The organism is Streptomyces sp. NPDC088252 (assembly GCF_044740965.1).
In the GTDB taxonomy this organism is placed as follows: Bacteria; Actinomycetota; Actinomycetes; order Streptomycetales; family Streptomycetaceae; genus Streptomyces.
On record NZ_JBIURS010000043.1, the window covers coordinates 13,472 to 39,678 of the forward strand.

Consider the following 26,207-nt stretch of genomic DNA (forward strand, 5'->3'; position numbering starts at 1 on the left):
ACATCTACATGCACTGCCTTGCCAGAGCCAGCTGATTCGGAGAATGCTCAACCTTCCCTACGAGAGGTCACCGGGATTTCCATCTTGCGGATACGACGCCGAGGGCGACGTGCTGCGGCACAAGGTCACCGTCGACTTCAGCGGCGCCTCGTACGTCACCCGGCACGTGCCCACCCCTGAGGAGCTCGCGCGCCGCGAGTAGCCGGCCCCGCCCTCCTGGCCCTTCCTGCCGATTGGCGGATCCGGCCGTGCGCGGCCGGTACGGTGCCGGGTGAGACGTCGACAGCAGGGGAGAGCGTGGCGAAGATCCGAGACCGTGGCGAGGTGCTGGGCTTCGGAGTTCCGGCCGCGCTCTTCCTGCCCGGGGTCGCCTACCTCGGGATCACCAACGGCCACCAGTTCATCGCCAACGACTTCTTCGCCTTCATGTACTGCCTGGCCAGCGTCGGCTTCGCGTCGGTCCCGCTGCTGTCGTGGCGCCGGGGCGGCGGCCGGTACGCGGACCCGGGCTTTGTCCGGCCGGTGTGGTTCCCGTGGCTGTTCACGACCATGCAGGGCGTCGCTTACAGCTCCCCGCGCAGCGACGCGAACGTCTTCGTGCTGACCTTCGGCTGGGGCGTGTTCATCTACGCCGGGATGGTCGCCCTGCACTTCCTCGCCCGTGCCCTGTGGTCCGCCGATGACGAGACCGGCGAGGCTGTGCCCGGCAAGGGAACCGCTCTGCGCGAGCCGAAGGCCGGCGCCTGAGCTCTGCTCAGTCCACGGCCCGTCGGTCGTCGTCCAGGTGGCCCATGGCGTAGCCGCGCTCGTCAGGGTGGCGGGCCAGGCGGGCCATCACTCACGCGGTCCGGGCGTCCATCCTCTCGCCGAAGTCGGCGGCCAGGCGGCGCGCCTGCCACGTCGTACGCGGGGCGAGGATCCACCGCGCGAGCGGGAAGCGGACCTTCCCAATGCCGGCCGTTGTCGGGCGTGCCCCGTCGGGATCGTCGGCGGAGGGGAGATGGGCATGGGGATCGGGCACGACCGTGAGTCTGGCGTCGGCCCTGATCAAGAAGGCGGCTCTCACTCGGAGATCACCGGAACGGGTGTGGCGTGGCACCGTGGTTGACGTCTGCACCGTCACGGTTGCACTTCGTGGATCGCGCCCCGCTCCGGCCCGGGTACGCCGTACGGTCGTCGGAACGGATGGCGACCGGGCGGTGGCGCCGGGTCAGGCGTGAGAGGGGATCCGGGGATGGTCAATGCCCGTACGTATCCGCTGTGGCGGGACCTCGCGATGAGCGAGGACCTCCCTAAAGAGGCCCTCAAGACGGTGATCGAGGCCCTGTGCGCCCCGGCGAAGTGCCCGGCCGGGTTCGATGCCCGGGGTGACCAGTGGCGGGAGGAAGCCCTCAAGGCGGCGCTTCCCGCGCTGCTGGCGCGGACGTCGGCCAAGCGGTTGCGGGGCCGGCTCCTGGTCCACGGCGACGAGAAGCTGCTCGCCGCCCTGGCGGCCGAGGGCACGGTGACCGCCGACGACGTGCCGGCCATCCTGCGCCACCGTCGCCTGTGGGCCGGGCTGGTCTCCGCCCTGGCCCGGCGCCCCGAGCAGGTTGAGGCGGCGGTCGCGCTCCTGCCACGCCTCGCCGACCACGAGTTGGAGCGGGTCGTGGAGGACTGGGACCCCGACCGGTACACCCGCAAGGAAGGAGCCGCGCCGCCCCCGCCGGTGCCGCAGCCCTTGTTCGACGCCGTCCTCGAGGCGTCCCTCACCCCGCTGGCGGCGTACCTGCTCCACCCGGAACCCGAAGAGGGCTGGGAGGCCGTGTCCGGGTACGCGAAGGACTGGTCGCTGGAACTGGGAGGCCGCAGCGCCTGGGCGATGCTGCTTTGGCGTGCGCGCCGGGCACGCGAGCGCGAGGCCCATCACCGTTACGGAAGCGCGTGCCTCAGGTGATCCCGCGCTCGAGGGCCTCGGCTCCCGGCTGCCCCAGGGTGCGCTCTGGCCGATCTGCGCGGAGCAGCCGAGCCTACGGGCGTTCCGTTCGGCCGCTATCCGAGGTGGCCCGGAGGCACTCTCGTCTGCGTGAACTCGTCCCAACCATCCGCCTTGCCCATGACGCAGTGGGCGAGCGTGACCCCGTCAGGCAGGATCGCAAGAAGGGCGGGGATAGGGGCCGAGTTCGTCTGCGCGATGATGGCTGGCATGGATGAGCAGTGGGCCGTAGTGGCGGCCGCGGTGGCGGGCGGGGTGCTGGCCGGCGTGCCGGCGCTGCTGAGTGGCTGGTGGAGCCGCAGGAGCCAGCGGGAGCAGATCCAGAGCCAGCAGGTTCTGATGGCAGGCCAGCTGCAGTCGACTCATCTGCTGCAGGCTGTGGAGCCGCGGCGGCGTGTCTACAGGGACTTTGTGGCTCTGGTCTACCGGATGCGTTCCAGGCTGTATGAGGCGTGGGGCAGTGGGCCTGGCGACGGGTACGGCCGCATGCTGCTCGTCCTGGAGGACGAGCAGTTCGTCGACGAGTTGGAGCAAGTGAGAGCTCAGGTGGCTCTGGAGGGCCCTGAGAAGGTCGTTGAGGCGGCTGACAGGGTTATGGATCTTTTCTCTGCCATGCACGCTCGGCTGCACTCCGTTGTAGAGAGCGACATTCTGGCCGAGTTCGCCGCTGACGGCGAGACGGTCAGCGCTCCCCCGGAGCTGATGGAGCTCAAGCAGTGCTTGAACCGCATGATCACAGCGGCGCGGGCGGGAGGCACTGGCCCAGTACGGCGCCTCGGCTCTGCTTCCTGGGGTGCCGCCGCGGTAGGCCGGCGCCTCGTTTGTGTCTCGCTGCCCTTGGCGGCAGGGCCCGAGTGGCTACAGAGGGCCTTCCGGCCGGCCAAGGCGTTGGCGCACTTTCCAGTCCTGGGGGATGGGAGCAACGGGTAAGGACCGGCGGCAGGACGTCGGTGTCCGTGGCCGTCGCTATGCTCACGCCACCGCTAGGGGGAGGTTGTATGTCGTACGGTCTGCTGACGCCGGACGTACCGCTCGGTCCATTCGAAGGCGCTGTTGTCACTCTGTGGTCGACGCAGGCGAGGGATGCGAAGCTGCACTTCACGTCCTCCTGTTCTTATGTGCGTTCCGCTCGTGTCGCCGAGCGGAAGGTGCAGCTGGACGCTTCGGCAGTCGGCCGGCTGTGTACCCAGTGCGCGTCGTACGGATCGTGGGCACGTCCCGGGACGGGGCTGGCCGTCTTCCTGGACGCGGTCACAGGCCTGGGTCTGCTGTATGAACTCGGGCGTTGCTGCGATGCCGATGAAGACAGCTTCGATGACATGGAGCTGGACGAGGCTGCCTCGCTGCTCTTTCCTGCCTCTGCGAGCAGCAAGGAGAGAGCGCAGACCGACGAAGGGGAAGAGGAGGGCGCGGAGGACGATTGCTGGGAGGAGGTGCGGGAAGCCCGGCACGTGCGTGAAGCCGTCGTGGGCGAGTGGCTCGACGCACTGGTCAGCCTGCACCGCGTGCACCGTGTCCTGGCTCTGTTTCCCTGGCTGAGGTCCTGGGCTGAGCCGCGGGTGCAGCGGAAGTTGGACCGCCTGCAGGTCTTGCGCACCCGGGCCGGACGGCTGATCGCCCCGGATGCGCTGGCCTTGGCGGCAGCGGTGTCGGGCATGAAGGAACCGGACTTCCCTGTCGATGATCCCGCTTTCGCCCTGCTGGGTGCACGCGACGACGTGCGGAACGCACTGACGTCACTGTGGCGGCAGTGGCGCGACGCGGTGGAGGACAGCTGGGATCATCCGCGTGAGCAGGAGTACCTCGCCTACCGGCTGTCCCGCGGGATGAGCAGCCGGCGCAAGGGGCTTGAGCAGATGCTGGAGCGGGCCCAGGAGCTGCTGAGTGCCTGGGCGGAGGAAGCGACCCGGTCGGTCACAGCCGACTGCGGGGGGCAGGTCCTGTCCGTACGTCTTGGCGGTTCCCTGTCGGCAGCAAGCCGGAGCGCGTCTGCGCTCGACCGGCTCAGTCAGTGGGAACGGGGCGTGCTCGCCTCGTACACGGTCTCGGTGGACTGGGCGGGGTCGGCTGAGCCGGTCATCTCGCTGCGGGTGCCGAAACTGGTTGCGGCGCGCCTGTTGTCGCAGCGTTCCCCGCTCGTGTACGAAACCCAGACCGAGGGAAAGCCTCCGGCCGGGGACAGGACGTCGGTTCTGGAGGCGGATGCCGGTCTTGGGCCTGGGGTGTTTGACGACACGCCGGTGCATGGCCGCCAACTGCTGCGGCAGGAGCACCTGCGGGCCTTGCGCGACACAGCGGGCGGCGCGGAGCAGCTGTACGTGGTCCTGGGCCTGGGCGCCGGTGTCGAAGTGGTGACGCTGGGTGCTCTGGAACAGCGCTGTGCGGCCGGGTGGCAGGGTGTGATCCTCGCCGCCGCCAGTGACCTTCCCGACGCCCTGATCGATACCGCCTTGCAGCCGTACGCCGGAGACCCGGCCGAGAACGACGACGTGTGGGTCCGTCCTGCGTACGACCCGGAGGAGGATGCGTTCGGACGGGGTCTGAGCGCAGCGGAGGGCGGACGGGTTGTGGTGCGGCTGTGCAGGGAGAAGCGAGAGATCCGTCAGGCTCTGAAATCTCTGGCTCTGGCGCGTTCGTTGCCGGATCTGCGGGACCTCGAGGCCGTCGCGGAAGACGAGCAGGGCTATCCGCTCAGGCCGTTCGCTGCGGCTGTGTGGAACGGTGTGCTGGCGATGGAGCAGTTGGACCTGGAACCCTTCGCGTCAGTGGGTGACGAGTACTGGGCCGACGGCTCTGGCCTTCCTCTGGGAGTGCTCGCCTCCGTACAGGCGTACACCACGGATGCGTCAGGTCGCTTCCAGGGCCGGACCCACTCCCCCGGCTGTGCGCACCGGCGCCCTTACGCCGGGGTCGACCGCCAGGACGAGAAGGTGACCATCGCGGAACTGCTGCACAACAAGAGCTTCGATCCGTGCAGCAAGTGCGGCGGGTACGCAGTGCGCCGGCTCAGTGATACCCAGGTCGCCTACTACCGGGCAGCACACCGGCTGCACCACCTCATCCAGAACTCGGCTGCTGGCTCCGGCAGGGTCGATGTGGAGAGGTACTTGAGCCGACTCGACGAGCTCAGCACCCTGGATGCTCAGACTGAGCGGGCATGGCTTCCCTCCCCGGGGCAGGCCCACCGTTGGCGGCAGGCCGTCATCCGTCTGCGCGCCGAACTGCGGAACCGCGCCTGACGGTGAGTCAGGTGCTGTCGCGGTCCTGCCCCAGTGTTGCGCGGTGGTCGCTGCGTGATGCGATGTTGCGGCGGCCCGGCCCACTGGGCCGGGCACGGGATGCAGCCGGTCAGGGGCGCGGACGCCGGGCCGCTGACCCTGATCCGGGGGTCCTCATGAGCGGGAGCAGGACCCGCACCTACTCGGCAGGCCAGGGCAGTGGCTGGTCTGCCGCGGCGAGCACCGCGGTCCTCCTTCCCTGGCCTGGGTGTCCCTTCGCGGATGGTGGGGCGGCCGGACGAGGTCAGGCCCCGGTGTCGGTGAGCCAGAAGGGGTCCCAGCAGTGCCGGAGCGGCCGGGTGATGCTGTTCATGCGTAGGCCGCGAGGTCCTTTGATTCCGGCGTCCGGTAGGTCGATGAACCAGTCGAGGACGGTGTAGGGGAGACGATCGGGGTTCTGGAGGTCGGCCAGGAAGACATCGGGGCCTTCCCGGTCGTAGGGGGCAGGCAGGGCCAGGTCTGCGGCAATGGCTTCGTCGAGGATGTGACGGCAGATGCTGTGCCAGCGTCCCTGCCCCCACCAGGAGTCTGTGTAGCCGGTGGATCCGCCGATGGTCATGAGGATCAGTGTGGTCTGTGGGCCGAGCCGTTCATGGTCGAGTCGGCGCCAGCGGTCGAGCTCCGTACAGACGGTGGCGGCCACTTCCGTCCATCCCTCCCCGAACAGGGAGCGGATGGGGGTGGCATCGGGAAGGGCCCAATCGGGGTCCATCAGCGCGTCTTTGATGCCGTCCCAGTCGATGCCTTCGACGGGGCAGATGTGCTGCTGGGTCAGGCGGGTGACGGCGATGTTGACGCGCGCCATCAGCACGTCCGTCTCCACATGGTGGTCTTCGACCGCGGTGTTGTTGCGCCAGCACCAGGCGGCCACGCCCCGTGCGGCCGCGTCCGGGACGATGTCGGGTGCGACATCCTGCCCGGTCATGCCGACCACCCAGTCCAGGTAGCTGCTCAGCCACTGGTCCTCGGTGATCTCACGCAGCACTTCGGTCGGCGGCAGCCGGCGGAACTCGGCGGCCGGCTGGAAGATGCGGCGGATTCTACGCAGAGCGAAGTCCTGCTTGGCTTCCGCGGGGGCCGATTCGGCGACATATACGTGCGCGGCGTCCAGCAGCCCGGCCTGGCCGGCCACGGCTTCGACAGCGGCAGCAGCCTCCCGGCCGGGCCTGGGTACCGGGATCTCCAGACTGTCTTCCAGCAAGGAGTAGGAGTAAGGCCACTCCCCTGTGACGTCCTCGAAGGGCCCCAGCACCACCTTGTCCTCGTGCGGGTGGTAGCTGACGTCCACACCGCCGTCACCGCGCCACAGCGTCTCGAAGAGCAGTGCGCCGTGGTGGCGGTCGAAGTCTGTGTCCCATTGTTCCGGCAGTTCAAATCCTGCCCATTCCAGCGGAGCAAGCATCTCGTACAGCCGCGTCGCGCACTTGCTCCACTCCTGCGAAGAAGGCACGTCCCTCTCGGAGCGCCCTGCGCTCCTCGTCCCCGCCGGACCAGGACTGGCCACCGAGGCGGACGGCGCGCCCGCCATGCCGGGTTTGGTGCGCAGTTGCTCTGCTCGTTCGGCGATCATGCTTCGTTCCGTGGCCCGGCACCGAGCACACAGGTAGCGGTAGTCGTCACCGTAACGCCCTGAAAAACGGGTCAGCGCACGCGTCTTGCCGCAGTCGCGGCAAGGACCGCGCCCGTTCTTGGGCCACCACAGGTACCAGCGGCCTTCGTAGTCGCTGCTCTTGGGCACCACTCCCCTGCCGACGAGCACCTCGGCCAGGCGGCGCAGACTGCTCTCACCGAGCGGGAAAGGCACCTGCTCGTACAGCAGGTCATGAGCAGCCAGCAGCACCTCGACGGAAAGCATCTGCCCTTCATCGGCTCGGCGCAGCACTCCCAGGGCTGCAGCCAACTGCGGCACACCATTGCTTTGAGCGTCTGCAGGCCGGCCGCTGCGTGAAGCACGGGCTATCGCTGCGTCGATGTCGGCGGGAGAAGGAGCTGGAATCGTCACACATGGAGCCTAAGGGCTGTCCCGCAATCCCTGGCGGGCGCGCGACGACAGCCACGGCACCTCGCCGCGTTGTCGGGACGTCCGCATACATCCAGTATGCGGACGTCCCTCCGCCTTGCGATGCACCGCATCCGACGCCGCGCACTGACCCACCACGGATTACGGGACAACCCTTAGCCCCGGCCTGTGACACCGGGCCTCGGCACCCATGCGCGAGGGGGGGCTTGCCAAAGGCCCTCGCAGGTAAACGAGTTCGGCGGGAACGGCAGGGGGTTGCCGTAGGTCCATGAGGGCCGGGCGGAAGGGGGGTGTGCGGGCTCCGAGGACGTGCCCGGGCTTCGGGCCGTATGCGGCTGGAGGCAGGGACTTGCGCATGTGGGCGGAAGGGGCGGGCAAGTCGTGCGAGGTCCTCGGTAGCAAATTGGCGCAACACCCCTGCGCGTATTGGGGTGTTGCGCTGTGGCCGATGCTCGCTGTGGGCTGTTGCGCCCGTGCCGATCGGCCGGTTCTCGGGAGGGTGCATACGGGCAGCAGCCTGGCCGCTCCATGGTTGTCGTGATCAGCATTGCTGCAGAAGCGTGAACCACACCGGCTGTCCCGGCCACCGGCCGGTGTCATCGGCTCTTCTCTTCGCGCCGGTCATGCCGGTCACGGGACAAGGTCAGGAGCGGGACCAGGGCCCAGCGTCTGCTGGTGGTGTGGGTGCTCCGGCCGGCTCCGATGCCTGCGAGGTGCAGGGCCAGGGCCGTGACCCCGAGGAGCATGACGTTCGTCGAGGAGAACACGTCGTTGGTGCCGATGTCCGCGGCGTTGATCAGGAAAGAGATGAAGAACAGTACGGCGGCTGCTATGTCGAGCATGGGCGGGGCTCCTTTCGAAAAGGGTGCCATTCGTGTGCCCCTGCACCGCTCCCGCATACCAGTACAGCCAAGGATCGGCCTCCGTCTGAGATGGGGCGATGATGGGAGGAGGGGGCTAGGTCACCCTCGTAACCACGGACACCGATCCGCACGGATCGGGACCGGCCCCTGATTGCTACTGGCTCCAACCGGCGCACAGGGAATCCGGGCAAGGGTTGGCGCGCCTGCCCCCGCGTGAAGCCGATCGCCATGCTCCAGCGGCAGGCCATCGGCTTCACCTGCGCATACGAGAAGGGCCAGACCTGACCATCGGCCTGGCCCTTCTCACGAAGGGTTCCTTTCTGGGCGGCGCTGCGAGTGCGCCTGCCGCTGATGCCCCTGACGTCGCGGCGTGCGGAGCGCGGCCGGCTCCTCGAAGGGCTGCCGGCCGCCGCACCCGGGGGCTGATTGGTTGCGCGGACAGTGATCCGAAGCGGGCAGCGGCCAGTGGTGCGGTGTGGTGAGGTTGGCCCATGGGATCTCGGTCGAAGCGCCGCGAGGTGCGCAACAAGAAGCAGCGTCGCCGTTCCAGCTCCGTGTCGCCGGTGACCGACCCGCACGCGCAGAGGCTGATGGATTCCGTGACCGCGTTGACTGCGCTCATGGCCACCCTCGATGGGAACGATCCTGCGGCGGCAGCCGATGCGGCGTTGACCACGGCTGTCGAGGAGTTCGTCGACGACGTTCGGCGGTTCGATCCGCTCCGGCTGATCGAAGTGGCTCGTCAGCGGTTCTTGCCGTTCGGGCCCCAAGGGGTTGCTCCGAGCTCCGCTGAGGCGAACACCCCGCACCTGGAACTGCTGACACTTGTCGCTCACGCTATCCAGCACCAGACGCGGGCGAGCGTGCCTGCTGGGGCCGGGGTTCAGGAAATGAGCCGGTACATCGCTGGGGCGACAGCTGAGCTCGACAAGATCCTGCACCTTGCCCAGCTGCGATCGTTTGCCGCCGCTGACCCGGCCGACCAGCTCGCTCTCGTGTCGGTGCTCATTCGCAGCGCCGAGGTATGGATGCGCAACTCGTCCTATCCGGAGATGGTCCTGACGACGAACCTCGCGCTTCTTGATGGCAACCCGAGCGTCCGCGCAGCTTTGAGAGGACGTTAAGTCCGTTTCTAGATGATCTGGCGTCGCCCGTTCGTGGGTACGGAGTCGCTTGGGCTGACCCGCGTGTCGTGAGCATGATGGGGTCGAGGTATGGAACGGATGCCGTACTCAACGGACTTGTCCGACGGGCAGTGGGCCTTGATCGAGCCGCTGGTCACCGCCTGGAAGCAGGAGCGGGTGTCGCGCTCGGCGACCGGGGACCCGGGCTCCTGCGACCTGCGCGAGGTCGTGAACGCCCTGCTGTACCAGAACCGGACAGGGTGTCAGTGGCGGCTCCTGCCGCACGACCTACCGGCCTGGTCGGCGGTGTTCTACTACTTCACCCTGTGGCGCCAGGACGGCCTTGACCAGCGGATCCAGGAGATCCTGCGATGCCAGGTACGGGAGCGGGCCCGGCGATTAGAGGACCCGTCCCTGGTGATCATCGACACCCAGTCCGTCCGCGTGGCGGCGGGGGTGCCGAAGGAGACGACGGGACTGGACGCGAACAAGAAGACGCCGGGCAGGAAGCGGGGACTCGCCGTCGACGTGCTGGGCCTGGTCATCGGCGTGGTGGTCCTCGCCGCGAGCGCGCACGACAACGAGGCCGGCATCGCCCTGCTGGACCAGGCGGCCGAACGGTGCGGGATGCGCCTGGAGAAGGCCCTGGCCGACCAGGGCTTCAAGGACGCCGTGATCATCCACGGGGCGGTGAACGACATCACCGTCGAGGTGGTCCGCCGCAACCCCGACACCCAGGGCAAGGGCTTCGTTCCGCAGCCGAAGCGGTGGGTGGTCGAGCAGGTCAACGGCACCCTCATGCTCCACCGGCGCCTCGCCCGCGACTACGACCACCGGCCCGACAACGCCGCCTCCCGCGTCTACTGGGCCTCCACCGCGGGCATGCTCCGCCGCCTCACCACCTCCAGCCCCGCCTGGCGCGACGAGATCGAGCTGGCCGTGTGAACGTCACCGAACTCCTGCGGCTGCTGCAGGCCGAACACGACGAGACCGCCGCACGCGCCGACCACCTGCGCGAACAGATCGTCCAACTCGCCGGCGCCCTGGCCGAGGTCGAGGCCCGCCTCGCTGAGATCATCACCACCGGCAAGGTCATCGACAGCCTCACCCTGCCCGACCACGAACCGACCCCCGCGCAGACCGCCACCGTCTGCCAGCGCATCGTGACCGCCTTCAACGAACATCCCGGACGGGTCTTCCGGGTTCGCGACCTACACGAACTCCTCGGTCTGCCTACCGACGAGCCCTCGATCAACGTCACCCGCTCCCGACTGGGACGAATCCTCCGTCAGGGACTCCTCGACCAACCCGGACGCGGCCGCTACCAGAAACGGACTTAACGTCCTCTCAGTCGAGTGGTGTTCGGTGTCAACGAACTTAGTCGTCACAGGTCAGGACCGCGTTGCCCCTTTCGGGTGAAATGACGCCCTGGCCGTTGACGCAGTCTCTTGTCGGTGGGCTACTTCGCGTAACGAACAGTTGTGGCGGTCGACGACAGGCCGGCCCTACTGTGCTCCCATCGTCGACCCTAGGATTCAAGGAGTCCCTTATGGCGGTCTCACCGAACCAGGGATCCACCGGCGGCGGCGACGCGGTGACCCTCACCGGCAGCCACTTCACCGGCACCACCGGCGTGCGCTACGGCTCCAGCCTGGCTCCAAGCTTCACGGCCGTCAGCGACACCACCACCGCCACCATCACCCCTTCCGGGCATGGCCCTGTGCCCGTCTCCGTGACAACCCCCGGAGGAACGGGAGTTGTCGGCGAGTTCTTCTACCTGCCGCCGCCCTCCTTCCGCCTCGCCCCGCCTCCCGCGGGCCCCCTGGCAGGTGGCAACACGGTGATTCTCACCGGCCTTGGCCTCTACACCACGAGCGAGGTCCGATTCGGTACGCAGGCCGCCGAATTCACTGTGGACTCCGACGGCCAACTCACCGTGACCGTTCCCGCGTCGGTCTCCGCGGGCCCGGTGACGGTCACCGTACGCAGCAGGGGCGGAATCGCCGACGGGGTCACCTACACCTACCTCGACTCACCTTCCATCACCGTCGTCACCCTCGACTCAGGACCGGTGGACGGCGGCAATCTCGTCGTCATCACCGGGACCGCGTTCTCCTACACCACCGGCGTCGCCTTCGGTGGCACGGCCGCCCTCTCCTACCGGATCGCCTCGGACACCGAGATCGACGCCGTGGTACCAGCCGGCGTGCTCGGCTCGGCCGATGTCGCGGTCACCACCCTCGGTGGCACCACAACCGCCTCGTCCGCCTATACCTATCTGGGACGCTACGCGGTCCTGGGTGGACAGTCGGTCACCAACACGGGCCCCTCAAGCGTCACCGGAGACCTAGGAGTCAGGCCAGGAGTGTCCATTACCGGATTCCCGCCCGGCCAGGTGAACGGAACCATCCACAACGCGGACGCGGACGCCGCTTTGGCCCACGCCGATCTGATCGCGACGTACGACAACGCCGCCGGCCAGATCCCGGACGCCGGCATCTCCGGAGACCTCGGCGGTCTGACGCTGACCCCCGGCGTCTACAACGCGGCCTCTTCCATCGGGCTCACCGGCACGCTCACGCTGGATGCCCAGGGCAACCACAACGCCGAATGGATCTTCCAAATCGGATCGACCCTGACGACTGCAACTGCAAGCAGCGTGCTCCTCACCAACGGCGCCACGGCCCGCAACGTCATCTGGCAGATTGGAAGTTCAGCAACCCTAGGCACCGACACCGCCTTCGTAGGCAGAATCCTGGCCGCGATCTCGATCACTGTGAACACCGGTGCAACCGTCAACGGCCAGACCCTGGCCCGTGACGGGGCCGTATCCATGGACACCAACACAATCGCCCGCCCCTGGTGAAGGACCGACACACCCCGAGAGACGCGACAGCCGCCTGAGACAACCAGGACCCTGCTCAGGTCGCGCCTGTTCCCGTAGGGGCGGCCCGACCGTCACACGGGGTGAGCGGCGGCCGGCACGTGCCGCATGACGCGGGTTGCTGGTCCTCCGATCGGATCACGCGGCGCAGGCTGGTCCGCGTCGCGGCGAGATCGTCTTCCGTCGCAATCAGCCGGCCCTGCAGTTCGTTGCGCACCCATTCCTGGGCGAGGGCGTCTTCGAAGCGCTTGTTGGCGACGGTGAGTTCGTCGACGCGGGCGCCGAAGTCGGCGGCGCCGACCTGGCCGATCTGCTGACCCAGGGCGCGGCGCAGGGTGGCCTTGAGGTGTTCGAATCCTCGCGCAGCCGCCGGTTGCCCTCTCGCGTGATCTGCGGGTGGGTCGTGCGCCCCTGGAGGGTGCATCCAGGGGCGCAGTTTCCTCATGAACGTGAGACTTTGCTTCTCAGAAGCCGTCGACGCTGCAACACAGCCATGAGGACGAGCGGATGCTATCGACCCTTGTGACTGTCGCCCTTGTGGCCGCTGCCCTTCGGTCCCCTGTCTCCCTTGTGACCCCTGTCTCCCTTCGGACCCTTGTCTCCCTTATGACCCTTATCTCCCCTAGGTCCCCTGTCTCCCTTGTGGCCCTTCGGTCCCCTGTCTCCCTTCGGTCCCTTCGGTCCGGGAGGCCCGCTCGGTCCGGGAGGCCCTGCGGGACCGGTGGATCCGGTCGGTCCGGGAGGCCCAGAGGGGCCGGTGGATCCGGTCGGTCCGGGAGGCCCAGAGGGGCCGGTGGATCCGGTCGGTCCGGGAGGCCCAGAGGGGCCGGTGGATCCGGTCGGTCCGGGAGGCCCGGTCGGGCCGGGAGGCCCGGGCGGCCCTGTCATGCAGACCGCCCTCGTGATGACGTTGTCGTCCAGCGTGACCGCACCATTGCGCGCCAGCGCCCGGCCCTCGATCGCCGCGTTGGTGTTCACCGCGATGGACGTCAGGGCCAGGATGTTGCCCTTGAAGAAGGAATTGGTGTCGAGGGTGGCGGAGCTCCCCACCTGCCAGAACACGTTGCAGGCCTGCGCTCCGTTGACGAGCAGGACGTTGCTCGCCGGGGCCGTGATCAGTGTGGAGGCGATCTGGAAGATGAAGACGGCGTTGGGGTCACCCTGGGCGTCGAGAGTGACAGTCCCGGTGAGATTCAGCGACGACGAAGCGCTGTAGACGCCGGGCGTCAGCGTGAGTCCGCCGATGTTGCCCGGGGAGGTCAGGGTGGCTGTCGATGCTCTGCCGGCCGCGTCGTTGTAGGCGGTGGTCAGGTCGGACTGAGCCTGACCGGCGGCGGCATCGGCGACGTGCTGCACTCCGTTGACGATTCCGGGCGGAAAGCCCGTCACCGAGCTACCAGGACTGACTCCCAGGTCGCCGTTGACGACCGTAGGACCTGTATTCGTGATCGTTTGACCGGCCAGGACCGCGTAACTCGTGGCGGTCCCCAATCCCACAGGAGCGTCAGCTGCGCGCGCGAGGTTCGAGATCAAAGTCATCGTCAGCAGCAGCGCGGCCGCGGGCAGCATGGCGACAGTTGCTTTGAATCTCCATGTTCGCCGTCTGCCAGGAGGGGCGGAGGGGATGGCATCCACTGCCATGGATGAGTCCTTTCTTGTCACCGTTGACCTCAGTCACCAGGCTTCCTGGCGTCTGAGGTGAGCTCCGGTCAGGTCACAGGCCGCCGCACTAGCGGCGAGATCTCACAGACTCGTGATGAACCGTCACTCACCTACAGAAATTACCTATATACACGCAAGGAGGGCTCTATCGGAGCCAAAGGAGTTGCGGTGGCGGCGCATTCGCCCTATAGGCGGATGCTGACAGAGCAACCAGGCCACGACGCAGCAGGATGCCGAGCACAATCACGCCGTCAACCCTGACCCTGGTTGGGGTGGTACCGCAGCGCAGTACCGCAACCCCAGCAACCGCCCCGTCCGGCAGCGTCCTGTTCCCCCGGGACTCGGACGGAGGTGATGGCTGGTGGGCGCGAATCGAGGTGGGGCCCGCCGAAAGGCCGGAAGGGGCCCTTCGGCAGAATCCTCGGTTTCTGAGGGGCGAAGGTCAGGCCGCGTCCCATTGGTGGGCGCGGCTGCCCCGCCACTCCACCATCTGGGGATCGTCGATCAGGGTCTCTGGGTCCGGGAGACCGGCACGGCGGAGGAACTCAATCAGGTCGTGATCGTCGTGGGCGACGCCGAGGATGTGGCCGTACGCGGTAACGCGGCGGCCGCCCGACGGCGACGACCGGTGCACGACTATCGGTGCAGCAGCCACGTTATTGAGGGGCGGATCGGTGCCCGAAGAAATGCCACCTGCCCCGCCCACCATTGTCCGGGGAGACAGGGCGGTCGTCGTGGGGCCGCTCGTTTTCCCGCGCATGCGCAGTCTCCGCACGGGGGGTCTCGCGTTGACTTATCGTGTCTTCGCGATCCGCGGCTGGCTCGCGACCGGGCTCTCTGAGGCCCCGGCGCGAGGTTCTGAAATGGTGGGACGGGCAGCGCGCAGCGGCCACGAGCAGGCTCAGTCCGAACAACGCCAGTGCCCCGACGGCGATGCCGTAGAGGAACAGCGTGCCGGTGGAACCGGTCGCATGATATCCGAATACCGAGAAGTCGTCGGTGAGGTGGTGAGCGCTGCCATCGTTGGTGAGAATGCCGGCCACGGCGACGACTGCCGCGGCGATCAGGATGATGAGCCCCAGGATGACGATCATGACGTACTCCGGGAATTGCGGCGTGTATCCAGAATAAGTCCGTTTAGAAAGTGCGAAGCGTCAGATCCATGACGTCAGGCTTGGGCCAGGGCGGCGTCCTCGGCGATCAGACTCATCGCCTGATCGCGAGAGGTAGCTCGTTCAGCCGACAGCAGAGCGCGTCGACACTGCACCGCTCGCCCTCAGCTGTCACGGTTGACCGAAGGCCGCATCATCGCCGTCACACTCGATATGCCGCCCCGCCCCGCTCTGTGGGCGCCTGGGCGGACGCCGATCTTCACTAGGCGCCAGGGCGGGACGCGTAGTCGTCGGGTCTGGCAGCCTGCAACCCTGTACAAGCAGTCCAGCCGGGGTCACCCTCGCGGACGGTAGGGCGGGCACCGCCGTGCAGGCAGTCTGGCAGTCTTCCGGTCCTCGCCCGTGCCACTCCCCTGGGAAGGGCGCGCTCGTCGTGCGACCTGGTGGCGCCAGGGCGTCGAGGTGGAGACAGGGGGGACTGCGGCTGCACAGGTGAGCACGCGTCCGGCCTGCGGTACGACAGGACCTTGCTTGACCTTGCTGGTCAATTTGCCAGTGAGGCAGGCAGGGAGGACGATTGGTCGGGGCTCGGGCTCATGCGTGATCGGAGAAAACCGTGATCGTCATCGGAGTCGTTCTGCTGATTGTGGCGTTCTTGGCCAAGATCACCATTCTGTGGACGGTCGGGATCATTCTGATCGTGATCGGAGCGATCCTGTTCCTGCTGGGAAGCCTGGGCCACGCGGTCGGCGGACGACGGCACTACTGGTAGAAGCTGCCGCACCCCGCTGTGCGACAACCGCAGGCGTGGGTGCTTGTACCGCCCCCCTCGAGGTGAGCGGCGGCCGGTGCGGGCTTGCCTAAGGGTTGTCCCGTAATCCGTGGTGGATCAGTGCGCGGCGTCGGATGCGGTGCATCGCAAGGCGGAGAGACATCCGCATACCGGATGTATGCGGACGTTCCGACAACGCGGCGAGGTGCCGTAGCTGTCGTCGCGCGCCCGCCAGGGATTGCGGGACAGCCCTTAGTACGCCCAGTTTCGGACCTGTGGGGGCAGGAGCGGCCGCAATGTACGGGGGCTCTGTCGACTGACGAGTGTGGCCTGGGCGACGGCGGCGATGCAGACGGCCATCAGCCCGTACAGGGAGAAGCGGTAGAGCGGTTCGTCGAACGCGGCGGGCTCGGTGAGGCGGACGGTGTGGTCGCGGGGGGACGAGGGTGTCGCAGGTGACCGAGCAAGAGGCGCCGCCCCGGAGCCCGACGGCGTCCCAGTCCTGAAGGACGTGGACGTTGTCCTGCGCCACCCACCACCAGCGGGTGGCGTGGTCCTCGGGGTCAGGCGCGGCCAGGACGGCGAGGGTCATCTGCGGGGCGGAGGTGACCGGCGGCCAGGTTCCCCGCAACCGCACGTGCTCCTGGGCCGGTTCGGCCGTCCCGGCGGGGATGGAGGATCCGGCGATCAGCGGCGGCGGCTTGCCGGGGCCCAGGCCCAGCTCGGCGGCGGTCTGGGTGTCCAGGCGGGCTGTGAACGCCCCGGCCGGGGCGTGGATGGCTTCCGCCCACCCGGCGGACGGGGCGGCGAGCGCGAGCTGACGGACCGCGTCGATGATCTGCCCGGCCGGCCACTGGAGTCCGCCGAAGGGCAGGGGCAGCGCGGCGGCCGGGAGCGGCGAGGCGCGCAGCGCCTGCCAGACCTCCGGGTGCAGGGTGCTGTGGCGCTCGCCGTAGTCGCGGCCCAAGTCGTCAAGCGGGGCCACCTGCTTGGCGATCTTCCCGGTTGTTGGACCCGGCCCAGATCACGGCCGCGAAGACACCTTGTGCTCCCGCCAGTGGCCCCATGTGGTGAACATTGCTTCCCAGCCATAGGCGATTTGGGCTGGCCGGGACAGGCTGTCAGGCGTCTTCTCGGAGGTTGTCGAGTTGGTGCTCTGTCACCGCCAGTGCAACCTCGGACTGGTTGAGCGCGTGCTCGCCGTCCTTGATGCGCCACTGCAGGCGCTGCACGGGCGGGGCGTCCGCCTCTTGGAGCGCCAGTTCACCGAGCTCGTGCAGCTCTGCGTACGCGCCCTGCAGTTGCTCTTCATGGTGTGCCGACCGGACTCTCAGTCGGCTGGCCCGCTCTTCCCACCAGCGCACCCGCGACTCGCGGTCGAGCGCGGTCTTTCCCTCGATCCAGGCGCGGAGCTCGGCCTGGTCGACGTCACCGGGAAGTCCTGTGCCGAGAGGCCCCTCGGGTTCCGGCATGTCGATGGGGATGTGCGCCAGCAGCACCGCGGGGTCGTGTTGAGCGCATAGGCGATCGCTACGAGGTCGTCGACAGTCACGGGGCGCTCGCATCGCTCCATCTCCGCAATGGCGTCGGCCGGGATGTAGGCGTACAGCCGGAAGATTTTGACAGCAATTTCGTCGCGGTCGTCGGCGAAAGTGTCTGGGAGCCCGGCGAGGAGTTCGAAGTCTTGCTTGCCGGTCGCCGCGTCGGCCACGGCGCTGAGGGGCAGGATCTCGAACTCTGCTGCGGACAAGGAAGCGTCCACCGCGACAGCGTGGGCGGCTAAGGCCGCGAAGACCTCAATGAGTCGTTCCCCCACCGCCGTGTCGATGCCCCAGGACTGCAGCCGCTCTTGGCGGCGATCCTGACGCCACAGCTCCTGGTCCAGTAGTGGCAGCAGGACACGACCCAGGTACGCGCAGCGACGCCACAGCATGTCGTGGCCCGAGGTCATGTTCGATCCTCTCTGCAGCAGTTGGAGGGCCCGCCGCCCAAGCACTGCAGGCCCTCCAACTTCCCACGACACGCAGGGCACGTAAAGAACGGGGCTGTTCGCCGTGCCGCTGCCCGCGGAGCCGCCCGAGCTCACGAGGGTCCCCTACGTCGTCGTCCGGAAGGCATGGGTCGGGTCACCGGAGTGGTGCTCGCAGGTTGCCGCTGCGGTCGACGACCGCAGCGGAGGCGCGCACTTGGACGAGACAGCGCTGGCGGCCCCGCCGCCGAACCCGGTAAGACGTTGCCTCAGCGGTTGACTTCGAGATTTGTCAGGACGAGTAGACCGCGCAGGAGTTGGGTGGCTCGGGCGGGGTCGGTGCGGAGCTTGGTCAGTACGCGCCAGTTCTTGAGGTGGGCGAAGCCATGCTCGACCGGTGCCCGTCCGACGGCGAGGACGCGGTTGGCTTCCTTCTGGCCTGGTGTGAGCTTGCGGGTGCGGGTGGCGTGGAAGCCGATGACGATCGCGAGGTCGCGTACGTCGTTGTCCACGTCGCGGAAGCCGAGGTCCGCCAGCGCCCCGAGGTCGGCAGCGCGGAGGTGGGCCAGGGTGTGGTCGTGGCGGGCGGCGGTGTTGTCGTGGGTGCGGCCAGGCCGGGCGGCGGAGATCCAGATCAGGCGGCCCTCTTCGTCAGTCAGGGCTAGGAAGTGCAGGCCGTGTCTGCGGTGTTTGCCGGAGTAGTTGCGTTGGTCGGCCTTCCCGGTGCGGCGTTGGGTGGGGATGAGGGTGCCGTCGATCAGGACGACCTCCCCGCCCTGCTTGGCGATCTCCTTCAGGGCGCGGTCCAGGCGTGGTGCCTGGGCGGCGAGCAGGGTGATCAGTTCGTCGCGCCAGCGGCGGACGGTGGACTCGGACACGTCGTCGCCGCCGGCCATGTCGGCCAGGCGCTGGTCGTGACGCAGCACGGCCAGGACGATCACCGCGATCCGCCCGGGCGGCAGGATCCGCCACCGGGACCGTATCGCCTTCAGGCGGCGACGCAGCAGATCGGCGAGGTGGTTGACGGTCCGCGTGGACAGCGGCAGACGGCACTGGTAGACAAGCGGGCAGGTGCCCTCGGCGCGTTCTCTGGCGTTCGTCACACAATCCCAACGGCCGCCGGGGACACCCCGGTTACGCCCGAGGCGCACCGGTGCGGGCGATAGCGTCCCTGGTCACAGGCGGGTGGTGAACCGGCCGTCGGGCGGTTTGCGCAGCCAGCCGCGGTCGACGAGTCTGACCAGTCTCCCGCGCAGCAGTTCCAGCTTGGACCGCACGGTGACGTCGACTCCCAACATCTCGCCGACCTGGCGGGCGGGTCCTGACCGGTCCGGCGGCCTGCCGCACGGCGGCGAGGATGCGCTGGTAGTCCGGCGGGAGCATGGTCTCCTCCATGTCCGGCGTGCGGTGCGGGATCAGCACCACCGCCCGGCCGCCCACCCTGCCCCGGCGCCGGCGCGGCCGAGGCGCGCTCGTCGGCGAGCTGTTCGCTCACCCGCTCAAGGACCCGCTCGGCGACGGCCAGCTCGTCCCGCTCGGCCCGCACCTCCGCCAACTGCTTGGCCAGCTGTTCTTCAAGTTCGTCCAGTTCCGCGCGCCGCGCGGTGATCCGTTCCAGCAGCTCGGGATCCATACACCGGATCGTAGATGGCCGCCCGGCACCGGCGAGCAGGAACCAGCGAACGGTCAGGATCCGTCAGACGATCTGCTCCGCAGACAACCGCCGACGACCAGCGTGAGTACCCCGAGAGCCGGTCACACCAGCCCTTTGACCTGCGGTTTCAAGTTGGCGGCGGCTCAGTGCACGACATCGGAGTGGAGAGTGCACAGCATCCGATGCGCACCGCCGTGGCCGGGCCGCTGCATCGTTCCTTGACCGGTGCACAGAGAGGTCGGCCTCCGAGGCGGGGCACTACCTGTGACGTCAGTCACGGACAGAGCCGCTGGTCTACCGGGTCAACTGGGTGAAAGCGGACGCTGATCGGTGGCGGCCGTCAGATCGCGGCCAAGGGGTGGCTTCGCACGGTGGCTACGGCCCGCACCACTTCGTGTGCGGGCCGGACCTGTCACCGATCCAGCCGCGTGCGGCCGGAGAATCCCGAGGACGCGATGACCACCGCCTCCACCCCGCACACGCCGCCGGCCCCGGCGGACACCGCTGCGACGGCGAGCCCTGCTGCGAGCCCCGCTCCCAGCCCCGCAGCTCTCGGCCGCCGCCTGAGCGCTGTTGCTGATCAGGCCCCTGATTCGCCCGCCTGGGCCGGTTGCAACTCCTCTTCTCCCAGTACTGATGTACCTGGAGAAGCGTCCCGGGCCCGGAAGGCCGCGGCGACGAAGGCCGGAGCGGACATCCGTGGCGAGGTGGACCTTGCTGGTCTGCCCGCCCCTGGAGCGTCCCAGGAGGGCGGCCTTCAGCCGGAGTTTCTGCCGTCGCCGGACGCGTCTTCGTTCTTCCCCACCAAGCAGGGCGGGGAGGTCGTCCTGATCGACGGCACCCTCATCCCCACCCAACGCCGCACCGGAAAGACACCTCAGGCGTCTAACTCGTCAAGTTGGGTGGCTCGTTGTTCGAGTGTGCGTCGGTAGCATCATGGACATGCCCGATGTGTGGATCGGTCTCAGCGCTGTTGCTCGGCGGAGGAACTGGTGGTGGACCGGTTTCCTGACGCTTGTGTTTGCTGGGATGGCGGTGGCGGTGGCGGTGGCATTGAGGGCGCCGACGTCGAGCCGATGGTGGTGGGGCGGTGGCGTCGGTGTCGCTTGGTTGGCCTCGCTCTTCTACATGATCAACCGTGGCTGCGGCCGAACGCTCCTCACCGCGAGCGGGATGGAGTTCCGCACCTTCGTCAGCCGACGCTCGATTCCGTGGAGCGAGATCACCCGGATCGAGAAACGGCAGCACCAGACGCGCAGCGGGTTCTGGTGGAACGTGCGGGCCGTCCGGGTTCGGGGGCGTTCGCTCACGATTCCCGGGGCCTTCACCAACCGGATGCGGGATGCCGAGTTCGAGCAGAAGCTGGCCGTCATCCAAGAGCGGTGGTCCCGCGCAGTCGGCGGCTGATGGAGCTCATGCCGCGAGAGCCTCGGTTGCCGTGGGGAAAGCGACAGCTTCGTCGAAGCGACGGCTGTGCTGGAGGCAGTGGTAGAGCTGGCCGATCATGGTGGATCACGAGCGGGGCCATCACCTCGTTTCGGCACATGGAGCAGATCACGGCGTCGCCCCGGCTCGCCGCAGACGGCGGCCGGTGGGTGCCGTCTACCGCTGGCGCTTGTCTTCGGCGCCTCGGTACGTAAGCAGGTCGCCTGGCTGGCAGTCGAGGACCTCGCATATGCGGGTCAGCGTGGTGAAGCGGATCGCGCGGGCCCGGCCGTTCTTCAGGATGGACAGGTTCACATTGGTCACGCCGACCCGGGAAGCAAGTTCCGCGAGGGTCATGCCGCGCTCGCTGAGCAGGCGGTCGAGATGGACCTCGATCCCATGGCTGTCGTTGTCGTCCGGCGCCATCACACCGTCCCTTCCAGATCCTCCCGCATGGCTACCCCAGCGCGCATGATACGGGCGAACGTGAGGATGGCCAGGGCCGTGAAGGCGAGTGCGTAGGGCGGCTGGCAGGTCCCCAGCCAGCTGCCCGCAGTGAAGGTGTAGTCCTTGGCCAGGGTCGCCAGTAGCGCCGCGTGCGCGCCGGCTTCCACCACCTCTGCGACCAGGCAGCCGAGAAGCAGCCACCAGCCTGCGATCCGCAGGTGCTTGGCGGTCCGTCCGGTGAAGACGCCCTCGCGGGACGCGCCCTGTATCAAGCGGTTGAGCAGGAACAGGATGCCCAGGGCCAGCAGCCACGAGGGGAAGCCGCCGAGGAAGTCGAACAGCCGCTGAGCGCCGTCGGCGTGATCAGTGCAGTAGGACGGGCTGGTCATGACCTCGACCCCCGCATGGGGCCGGAACCTGCCGGTAAACCCGGCCGTACTGAAGTCCGAGCGGGACTCGGCACACACGTTCGGGCCACCCCACATCAGGCTCAGCTTGGTGCCGACCAGGGGTCCCACCGCGCCGACGACGAGGCCCACGAGAAGCAGTCGGTAGGCACCCCGGACCACAGTGGCGACCGGCTCCAGCAGCCTGACTTCGGCGTGGTCGTCATGTGACGGTGGTTCATCCGGCAACTCGGCTCCATTGGAGCTCTGTATCTCAGCGGACATGAGCAACCGCCCCCATATCGAATATCGATGTTATCGAAGAACGATAAGAGCGAGTGCAGCAGTGGTCAACCCCTCCCCCGGCACCCGTCCACGAGCCCCAACGCCGCCCCGCACCTCTCCCCGACTCCAGCGGGCGTCACGCCGGATCGCCGCGCATGGCGGCACTTTCGATACGTGTGGCAAGACCAGCACCTTTCACCAGCAGCACAACGATGCTGGCCGCGCAAGGACCGACGCACTGTCAAAGACTGTGAACATTAATCTCCCGCCCAGCCGGGTGCCTCTCAATCTCGTGGACAACCGCTGTCACGACCTGGGTTCTGGCCCAGGTTCCGTTTGCGCCGCGAGGCGCTGCTGGTTCGAGTGGATGTGGAAGACCTGCACCAACCCGCCGTCGCAGCAATTGGGTTGAAGCTGAGGGCAGCCTGAACCGGGTGATGCCGGGGAGGGCGAGAGCGGCCCTGACAACGCCGGGACGTGTCCAGTACTGCCAAATGGGGCGGGTCCGGCAAGCGTGATGGAGAGGAGTACGCGAGGAACCGGCGTTTTACGTCTCTCAAAGAGACACCGGCTCGAACCTGGCGGATCTGGGCCGGAAGCGGTGCGTACTCGGGTCATCCTTTCGGGTGATCCGACAACTCCTGGGCCGGTCTGCGAAAGCTGGCCGGGAGGCCACGAGGAAGGCCTGCGGCGGGCGCTGTCACGTTGTTGGGTGTGTGGGTGTCTGATGGTGTGTCGTGGCATGGTGGGGCCTGTGCTCAGGCCGTGGTGGACAGACCGGCGGTGCCGGTGACCTGCTCCCAGGTGGTGAAGCGGTGCTGCATCTCGGTGCGGTAGGCGGGGGCGGTCATCAGATGGCGGCGGGGCGGGAAGTGCGGTGAGATACCGCTGAACGCGGACAGGAACCGCTGCGCCCCGCCAGCGGAGCGGAAGCCTTTCATCGCACGTTCACGCTGCCGGGTGGGCTGGTGGCTGTTCTCCGCCCGGTTGTTCAGCACCTTGTGCGAGCGGTGCTCGACCGAGGGCATGACCTCGCGGTGAGCGGCGCCGTAGGAGCGGAGCCTGTCCGTGACGACCACCCGCGGCACCGTACGGGTCGTCTTCACCAGACGACGGAAGAATCGCCTGGCCGCGGTCTTGTCCCGTCGGTTCTGTACGAGGAGGTCCAGCACCATGCCGTCCTGGTCGACAGCCCGCCAGAGGTACTTCTGCTCGCCGTTGATCTTGACGAACACCTCGTCCAGGTGCCACTTGTCACCATGCCGGGGCCGGCGGCGGCGCAGCGAATTGGCGTACTGCTGCCCGAACTTCAGGCACCAGCGGCGGATGGTCTCGCAGGAGACGACCACGCCGCGCTCAAGCATCAGCTCCTCGACCTCACGGAAGCTGAGCGGGAACCGGAAGTACAGCCACACGCAGTGGGAGATCACCTCGACCGGGTACCGGTGACCCCTGTACGACGGCGACGCGCTCCCCACGGACGACTCCCCCTCCACCGTGATCAACCCGAAGATCATCCCACCCGCTCAGTCAACGTGACCGCACCGAGACCCGGGCCCGGTTCGGGTACACCGCGCCGGTCGGCACGACCGATGACGGGCGGTTCCGGCGACTCACCGTGCACCTGCCTCCGGCGTATGCGCAGCGCCTGTTCGACGCCCGCGACGCCGGGGCCAGCGACCAGCAGATGCATGGGATCATCGCCGAAGGATTTAAAGACGTGTATTTCCAGGACGGTGGTGGCCGGGCCATGGGACTGTCCGACGTGACCATTAACGACATCGATTACCTGGATCTCGACTACTGAATTCGGAGCCCTTTTATGGCGAACATCAATTACCCGTTCGCGGCCCCGAAGAACGCGGCCGAACGCGCAGTGAACCGTCAGGCCGCCGACGACTACCAGCGCCAAAAGGAGAAAGGCGCCGACTTCCTCGACTGGGAGGAGGAGATGGGCTGGCGCTGACCAACCACGCCGAAGCAGCGCCAGCCGACGACGAGCCCGGCGTCCGCAACAATCTGGATGGTCACGTGCCTACGAACCGCCCCGGGCAGGGCCGCACGGATGGCGATGTGCGCCATGGGATCGGGTGCACAGGCGAGCAGGCGGGCGACTTGGGACAACACCTGCTGCCCCTGATGAGGGCCGTAAGGCTACGAGGCTCACGATCTCGCCCCGTCGATCACATCAGAAACTGTCGTGCGCGTTCACGGATCTCACGGTCGGCAGAACAAGCTTGAGTGCCGCAAGGCGCTCCGCCGGTTCCGGGCCTGCGGCTACGAGTCTCGTCAGGTCCTCAACGGAGTACTGGGCGGTCGTCGGCAAGCCAGCGGCCTCGACCTCTTCCGTGCTGGAGAGATGGAACCCGCATAGCACACATAGGAGACCTTCGGCCGTGAGTTCCATTTCGAACAGCAAGGAGTCCGCGTCCACGGCCAGGAACATAGCGGCCGCTTCCCTGTCGCAGGCCGGGCACTGACTCAGCGTCTGGAACAGTGCGTTTGCCGGACCGACCTCGACCACGATCAGCCCGCGTTCGCTCACTGCCTGCGCGATAGACGGCCCGGGGGTATTCAGGGCCTGTGGATCCGTCAGGCTGTGGACACAGGCGGCCGGGCGTGCCGTCCCGTACTGCGCTGCTGCTGCCGGTGCACGACCCATCGGACCAGCGGCAGCAGCCCCAGCCACACCACCAGCATGACCGGAACGTTCGTGAAGTCGCCCACAACCAGGGCCGGAAGCGTGCACAGGGCTGCTCCGACCACGTCCTTGCCCCGCGTCACGAGCGTGGCGGGCAGGCCCTGCCCGGCGTGGCGCCGGGCTCGGGTCAGGGCTGTGCCTCCCGCGTACAGGCCGTACGCGCCGCCGGAGAGCACCGCCAGGGCGAGCGCGCACACGAACGCCGGCTCCCCCTGCGGGGTGTCGGCGGTCTCCTGGGAGATCTTGCCCTGCCGTACCGCGGTCGCGTAGTCCCGCCAGAGGGTGACCGTCACGTTGTCACCGGGGAGCAGGCGCTTGAGCAGCGATTCCGAGGCGCCCATGTCGATGCTGTGGGGCACCTGCGTCGGGCCGTTCAGGTACAGCGTGTACTGCGATGACCTGGCTTGCTCCTTGATCACTGTGCGGGTCACTGTCGCGTCGTACGAGCGCAAGCAGTCGTCGTGGGGAGAGGACAGGGCAGTGCACGGGGTCGCGGTGCGAAACGCTTTCTCGTCCTCGATCAGGTCGGGTATGGCGGCCAGCCCCGTGGCGCCGAGGAGGAGCATCGTGATGCCGAGCAGAGCCGCGCACAGTCCCCACACCCGGTGCCAGACGGTACGGCGCCGCACGGCACCCGGCTCGGGCGGCAGGCTGAGGCGGTGGCCAACGCGCGGATCAGCCTGCGGCGTCATGAAGGCGTCCCCTTCCACGCCCCACCAGCGTGAGCACGGCCACGGAGACGGTGGCCGCGGCCCCCGCGGACAGGGCGTCCGCGACGTACCGGCCCAGCTCCGGCCGCAGGACGTCGACAAGGGCGAACAGCACGACAGCCCCCGCGGGGCCCGCCGCGACCGCTGCCGGCCAGGAGCGGTGGCGCGCCCAGAACCACTGCACAAGCCCCAGCCCGATGAGGGGAGCCACGGACAGTTGCGGCTCGTCGAGGGCGGCGCTCGCGGTGTATCCCAGGCCGCTGACCGCCCAGCAGACCGCGACCACGAAGGTCGCCTCGTTCCAGGAGATGGCCCGGTCCACTACCGCCGCCGCTCATTCACGGCCCGGGTCCGACGGCGTTCCCGCCACCGGGCGGCGCAGGCCGCCACGATTGAGCCGACCACGAGCGGCCCGGCGACCCAGCGCATCACGTTCGCCGGCCACCCCGGCTCTCCGCCGGCCATCAGGGTCATCGTCTCGACGACGAGGGAGATCCCCAGCAGAACAAAGCCGAGCCCCCAGGCGCGGACCACCCACACTGGCCCCTGGATCGGCTCCGGTGGCCGGCGGGGCCGGAACACGGCCCGCCACCCCAGCCACACGCAGTCCAGCCCCAAGGCCACGACGAGCACATCCACGGCCCTGTCGAACACCTCGGTCACGGCCCCGAGCATCCGCGCCTCCCTCTCCTGCTTCCCGCGGACCTCAGAAACGCCAAGACCGCCACCGGCTCATCATGATGACCGCCCAGACGCGCCCACTCATCCACCGAGTACGGCAGACGGCCCCCGCGACCGCTTTCCGGCACCCGGCAATGCGGATGACGACAGCCCGGTCTTCGTATTGAGGTGACCCCTGTGGTGTGGACACACCTGACAATGGATCTTGCTGATCCTGGAAGGTGTAGATCTACGTGGCACGGCCCTCGAAGTACAGTGC

General features: G+C 68.1%; 30 protein-coding genes and 1 pseudogene. 13 read left to right on the forward strand and 18 right to left on the reverse strand.

The window, feature by feature from the left end; all coding sequences use genetic code 11:
- Positions 1–43: 43 nt before the first annotated feature.
- Both ACIOHC_RS41480 and ACIOHC_RS41485 read left to right on the forward strand, forming a co-directional pair.
- Positions 44–202 carry a hypothetical protein gene (locus ACIOHC_RS41480; protein ID WP_351079978.1) on the forward strand — a complete coding sequence of 53 codons (159 nt, stop codon included), beginning with the start codon at positions 44–46 and terminating at the stop codon, positions 200–202.
- Positions 203–297: 95 nt separating this feature from the next.
- Complete coding sequence (locus ACIOHC_RS41485) at positions 298–747, forward strand: hypothetical protein (RefSeq protein ID WP_351079976.1); 450 nt, start codon at positions 298–300, stop codon at positions 745–747.
- Between the two features lie 91 nt (positions 748–838).
- Here the strand turns inward: ACIOHC_RS41485 and ACIOHC_RS41490 are convergent, their stop codons facing one another.
- Complete coding sequence (locus ACIOHC_RS41490) at positions 839–1,021, reverse strand: hypothetical protein (RefSeq protein ID WP_351079974.1); 183 nt, start codon at positions 1,019–1,021, stop codon at positions 839–841.
- A gap of 213 nt (positions 1,022–1,234) precedes the next feature.
- On the opposite strand from ACIOHC_RS41490, the gene ACIOHC_RS41495 reads away from it, so the two are divergent.
- From ACIOHC_RS41495 to ACIOHC_RS41505, 3 genes are all read left to right on the forward strand, one after another.
- Positions 1,235–1,936: a hypothetical protein gene (locus ACIOHC_RS41495; RefSeq protein ID WP_365693946.1), complete on the forward strand. Its 702-nt coding sequence runs from the start codon at positions 1,235–1,237 to the stop codon at positions 1,934–1,936.
- A 249-nt stretch (positions 1,937–2,185) separates the two neighbouring features.
- A complete protein-coding gene (locus ACIOHC_RS41500) occupies positions 2,186–2,905 on the forward strand; it encodes a hypothetical protein (RefSeq protein WP_351079971.1) in 720 nt (239 codons plus the stop codon).
- Positions 2,906–3,093: 188 nt separating this feature from the next.
- Entirely contained in the window at positions 3,094–5,214 is a 2,121-nt protein-coding gene (locus ACIOHC_RS41505; protein WP_365693948.1) for a hypothetical protein, read from the forward strand.
- Positions 5,215–5,497: 283 nt separating this feature from the next.
- Here ACIOHC_RS41505 and ACIOHC_RS41510 read toward each other — a convergent pair whose 3' ends face one another.
- Together ACIOHC_RS41510 and ACIOHC_RS41515 are read right to left on the reverse strand one after the other, a co-directional pair.
- Entirely contained in the window at positions 5,498–7,153 is a 1,656-nt protein-coding gene (locus tag ACIOHC_RS41510) for a hypothetical protein (RefSeq protein ID WP_351079967.1), read from the reverse strand.
- Between the two features lie 716 nt (positions 7,154–7,869).
- The gene (locus ACIOHC_RS41515) at positions 7,870–8,115 is read right to left on the reverse strand and encodes a hypothetical protein (RefSeq protein ID WP_351080032.1); all 246 of its coding nucleotides are present in this window, start codon (positions 8,113–8,115) and stop codon (positions 7,870–7,872) included.
- A gap of 539 nt (positions 8,116–8,654) precedes the next feature.
- Here ACIOHC_RS41515 and ACIOHC_RS41520 point away from each other — a divergent pair.
- From ACIOHC_RS41520 to ACIOHC_RS41535, 4 genes are all read left to right on the forward strand, one after another.
- Entirely contained in the window at positions 8,655–9,260 is a 606-nt protein-coding gene (locus ACIOHC_RS41520) for a hypothetical protein (protein ID WP_365693950.1), read from the forward strand.
- A gap of 90 nt (positions 9,261–9,350) precedes the next feature.
- Positions 9,351–10,205, forward strand: coding sequence for an IS5 family transposase (locus ACIOHC_RS41525; RefSeq protein WP_365693951.1), 855 nt, complete (start codon positions 9,351–9,353; stop codon positions 10,203–10,205).
- The gene (locus tag ACIOHC_RS41530) at positions 10,202–10,600 is read left to right on the forward strand and encodes a hypothetical protein (RefSeq protein ID WP_365693952.1); all 399 of its coding nucleotides are present in this window, start codon (positions 10,202–10,204) and stop codon (positions 10,598–10,600) included. The genes ACIOHC_RS41525 and ACIOHC_RS41530 overlap by 4 nt, the downstream gene beginning before the upstream one ends.
- Before the next feature lie 209 nt (positions 10,601–10,809).
- On the forward strand, positions 10,810–12,126 hold the full coding sequence (locus ACIOHC_RS41535; protein ID WP_351086798.1) for an ice-binding family protein: 1,317 nt from the start codon (positions 10,810–10,812) through the stop codon (positions 12,124–12,126).
- A 55-nt stretch (positions 12,127–12,181) separates the two neighbouring features.
- Here the strand turns inward: ACIOHC_RS41535 and ACIOHC_RS41540 are convergent, their stop codons facing one another.
- The 4 genes from ACIOHC_RS41540 to ACIOHC_RS41555 all read right to left on the reverse strand — a co-directional run bounded on the left by ACIOHC_RS41540 (position 12,182) and on the right by ACIOHC_RS41555 (position 14,900).
- Entirely contained in the window at positions 12,182–12,589 is a 408-nt protein-coding gene (locus tag ACIOHC_RS41540; protein WP_351086796.1) for a hypothetical protein, read from the reverse strand.
- 65 nt (positions 12,590–12,654) lie between these two features.
- The gene (locus ACIOHC_RS41545) at positions 12,655–13,713 is read right to left on the reverse strand and encodes an ice-binding family protein (RefSeq protein ID WP_401846650.1); all 1,059 of its coding nucleotides are present in this window, start codon (positions 13,711–13,713) and stop codon (positions 12,655–12,657) included.
- Between the two features lie 535 nt (positions 13,714–14,248).
- Positions 14,249–14,461 carry a hypothetical protein gene (locus ACIOHC_RS41550; RefSeq protein WP_351086794.1) on the reverse strand — a complete coding sequence of 71 codons (213 nt, stop codon included), beginning with the start codon at positions 14,459–14,461 and terminating at the stop codon, positions 14,249–14,251.
- 1 nt (position 14,462) lies between these two features.
- Positions 14,463–14,900, reverse strand: a complete 438-nt coding sequence (locus ACIOHC_RS41555; protein WP_351086791.1) for a hypothetical protein — start codon at positions 14,898–14,900, stop codon at positions 14,463–14,465.
- 634 nt (positions 14,901–15,534) lie between these two features.
- Between ACIOHC_RS41555 and ACIOHC_RS41560 the strand changes: the two genes are divergently transcribed.
- Positions 15,535–15,690 carry a DUF6131 family protein gene (locus tag ACIOHC_RS41560; protein WP_266798967.1) on the forward strand — a complete coding sequence of 52 codons (156 nt, stop codon included), beginning with the start codon at positions 15,535–15,537 and terminating at the stop codon, positions 15,688–15,690.
- A gap of 88 nt (positions 15,691–15,778) precedes the next feature.
- Here the strand turns inward: ACIOHC_RS41560 and ACIOHC_RS41565 are convergent, their stop codons facing one another.
- From ACIOHC_RS41565 to ACIOHC_RS41580, 4 genes are all read right to left on the reverse strand, one after another.
- Complete coding sequence (locus ACIOHC_RS41565; RefSeq protein WP_401846653.1) at positions 15,779–16,675, reverse strand: hypothetical protein; 897 nt, start codon at positions 16,673–16,675, stop codon at positions 15,779–15,781.
- 136 nt (positions 16,676–16,811) lie between these two features.
- Positions 16,812–17,189 (reverse strand): hypothetical protein, encoded by a 378-nt coding sequence (locus ACIOHC_RS41570; protein WP_401846656.1) that lies wholly within the window; start codon positions 17,187–17,189, stop codon positions 16,812–16,814.
- A gap of 739 nt (positions 17,190–17,928) precedes the next feature.
- Complete coding sequence (locus ACIOHC_RS41575) at positions 17,929–18,762, reverse strand: transposase family protein (RefSeq protein ID WP_365694722.1); 834 nt, start codon at positions 18,760–18,762, stop codon at positions 17,929–17,931.
- Between the two features lie 72 nt (positions 18,763–18,834).
- On the reverse strand, positions 18,835–18,957 hold the full coding sequence (locus ACIOHC_RS41580) for a hypothetical protein (RefSeq protein WP_351086785.1): 123 nt from the start codon (positions 18,955–18,957) through the stop codon (positions 18,835–18,837).
- Positions 18,958–20,255: 1,298 nt separating this feature from the next.
- Here ACIOHC_RS41580 and ACIOHC_RS41585 point away from each other — a divergent pair.
- Entirely contained in the window at positions 20,256–20,720 is a 465-nt protein-coding gene (locus tag ACIOHC_RS41585) for a hypothetical protein (RefSeq protein ID WP_351086783.1), read from the forward strand.
- Positions 20,721–20,915: 195 nt separating this feature from the next.
- Here the strand turns inward: ACIOHC_RS41585 and ACIOHC_RS41590 are convergent, their stop codons facing one another.
- From ACIOHC_RS41590 to ACIOHC_RS41600, 3 genes are all read right to left on the reverse strand, one after another.
- Entirely contained in the window at positions 20,916–21,164 is a 249-nt protein-coding gene (locus tag ACIOHC_RS41590; protein WP_351086781.1) for a helix-turn-helix transcriptional regulator, read from the reverse strand.
- Positions 21,164–21,820 (reverse strand): DUF2975 domain-containing protein, encoded by a 657-nt coding sequence (locus tag ACIOHC_RS41595; protein ID WP_351086779.1) that lies wholly within the window; start codon positions 21,818–21,820, stop codon positions 21,164–21,166. The genes ACIOHC_RS41590 and ACIOHC_RS41595 overlap by 1 nt, the downstream gene beginning before the upstream one ends.
- Before the next feature lie 794 nt (positions 21,821–22,614).
- Positions 22,615–23,373: an IS6 family transposase gene (locus ACIOHC_RS41600; RefSeq protein ID WP_389638681.1), complete on the reverse strand. Its 759-nt coding sequence runs from the start codon at positions 23,371–23,373 to the stop codon at positions 22,615–22,617.
- 29 nt (positions 23,374–23,402) lie between these two features.
- Between ACIOHC_RS41600 and tpg the strand changes: the two are divergent.
- Both tpg and ACIOHC_RS41610 read left to right on the forward strand, forming a co-directional pair.
- A pseudogene (gene tpg / locus ACIOHC_RS41605) lies at positions 23,403–23,663 on the forward strand (telomere-protecting terminal protein Tpg); the annotation flags it as partial.
- Between the two features lie 15 nt (positions 23,664–23,678).
- Entirely contained in the window at positions 23,679–23,822 is a 144-nt protein-coding gene (locus ACIOHC_RS41610) for a hypothetical protein (RefSeq protein ID WP_351073896.1), read from the forward strand.
- A 222-nt stretch (positions 23,823–24,044) separates the two neighbouring features.
- Here ACIOHC_RS41610 and ACIOHC_RS41615 read toward each other — a convergent pair whose 3' ends face one another.
- From ACIOHC_RS41615 to ACIOHC_RS41630, 4 genes are read right to left on the reverse strand one after another with little or no spacing between them, the layout of a single operon-like run.
- Complete coding sequence (locus ACIOHC_RS41615; RefSeq protein WP_351073897.1) at positions 24,045–24,401, reverse strand: hypothetical protein; 357 nt, start codon at positions 24,399–24,401, stop codon at positions 24,045–24,047.
- Between the two features lie 47 nt (positions 24,402–24,448).
- On the reverse strand, positions 24,449–25,249 hold the full coding sequence (locus ACIOHC_RS41620; protein ID WP_389638683.1) for a hypothetical protein: 801 nt from the start codon (positions 25,247–25,249) through the stop codon (positions 24,449–24,451).
- On the reverse strand, positions 25,233–25,589 hold the full coding sequence (locus tag ACIOHC_RS41625; RefSeq protein WP_351073899.1) for a hypothetical protein: 357 nt from the start codon (positions 25,587–25,589) through the stop codon (positions 25,233–25,235). Before ACIOHC_RS41625 ends, ACIOHC_RS41620 begins: the two co-directional genes overlap by 17 nt.
- Positions 25,589–25,930, reverse strand: coding sequence for a hypothetical protein (locus ACIOHC_RS41630; protein ID WP_351073900.1), 342 nt, complete (start codon positions 25,928–25,930; stop codon positions 25,589–25,591). The genes ACIOHC_RS41625 and ACIOHC_RS41630 overlap by 1 nt, the downstream gene beginning before the upstream one ends.
- Between the last annotated feature and the right edge of the window lie 277 nt (positions 25,931–26,207).

Excerpts from the sequence above, each read along its gene's own strand:
- ACIOHC_RS41480 (WP_351079978.1), top strand. The coding sequence starts at position 44 with ATGCTCAACCTTCCCTACGAGAGGTCACCGGGATTTCCATCTTGCGGA.
- ACIOHC_RS41495 (WP_365693946.1), top strand. The coding sequence starts at position 1,235 with ATGGTCAATGCCCGTACGTATCCGCTGTGGCGGGACCTCGCGATGAGC.
- ACIOHC_RS41500 (WP_351079971.1), top strand. The coding sequence starts at position 2,186 with ATGGATGAGCAGTGGGCCGTAGTGGCGGCCGCGGTGGCGGGCGGGGTG.
- ACIOHC_RS41515 (WP_351080032.1), bottom strand. The coding sequence starts at position 8,115 with ATGCTCGACATAGCAGCCGCCGTACTGTTCTTCATCTCTTTCCTGATC.
- ACIOHC_RS41525 (WP_365693951.1), top strand. The coding sequence starts at position 9,351 with ATGGAACGGATGCCGTACTCAACGGACTTGTCCGACGGGCAGTGGGCC.
- ACIOHC_RS41535 (WP_351086798.1), top strand. The coding sequence starts at position 10,810 with ATGGCGGTCTCACCGAACCAGGGATCCACCGGCGGCGGCGACGCGGTG.
- ACIOHC_RS41540 (WP_351086796.1), bottom strand. The coding sequence starts at position 12,589 with ATGAGGAAACTGCGCCCCTGGATGCACCCTCCAGGGGCGCACGACCCA.
- ACIOHC_RS41545 (WP_401846650.1), bottom strand. The coding sequence starts at position 13,713 with ATGCTGCCCGCGGCCGCGCTGCTGCTGACGATGACTTTGATCTCGAAC.
- ACIOHC_RS41555 (WP_351086791.1), bottom strand. The coding sequence starts at position 14,900 with ATGATCGTCATCCTGGGGCTCATCATCCTGATCGCCGCGGCAGTCGTC.
- ACIOHC_RS41580 (WP_351086785.1), bottom strand. The coding sequence starts at position 18,957 with ATGTTGGGAGTCGACGTCACCGTGCGGTCCAAGCTGGAACTGCTGCGC.
- ACIOHC_RS41585 (WP_351086783.1), top strand. The coding sequence starts at position 20,256 with ATGCCCGATGTGTGGATCGGTCTCAGCGCTGTTGCTCGGCGGAGGAAC.
- ACIOHC_RS41590 (WP_351086781.1), bottom strand. The coding sequence starts at position 21,164 with ATGGCGCCGGACGACAACGACAGCCATGGGATCGAGGTCCATCTCGAC.
- ACIOHC_RS41600 (WP_389638681.1), bottom strand. The coding sequence starts at position 23,373 with ATGATCTTCGGGTTGATCACGGTGGAGGGGGAGTCGTCCGTGGGGAGC.
- ACIOHC_RS41610 (WP_351073896.1), top strand. The coding sequence starts at position 23,679 with ATGGCGAACATCAATTACCCGTTCGCGGCCCCGAAGAACGCGGCCGAA.
- ACIOHC_RS41620 (WP_389638683.1), bottom strand. The coding sequence starts at position 25,249 with ATGACGCCGCAGGCTGATCCGCGCGTTGGCCACCGCCTCAGCCTGCCG.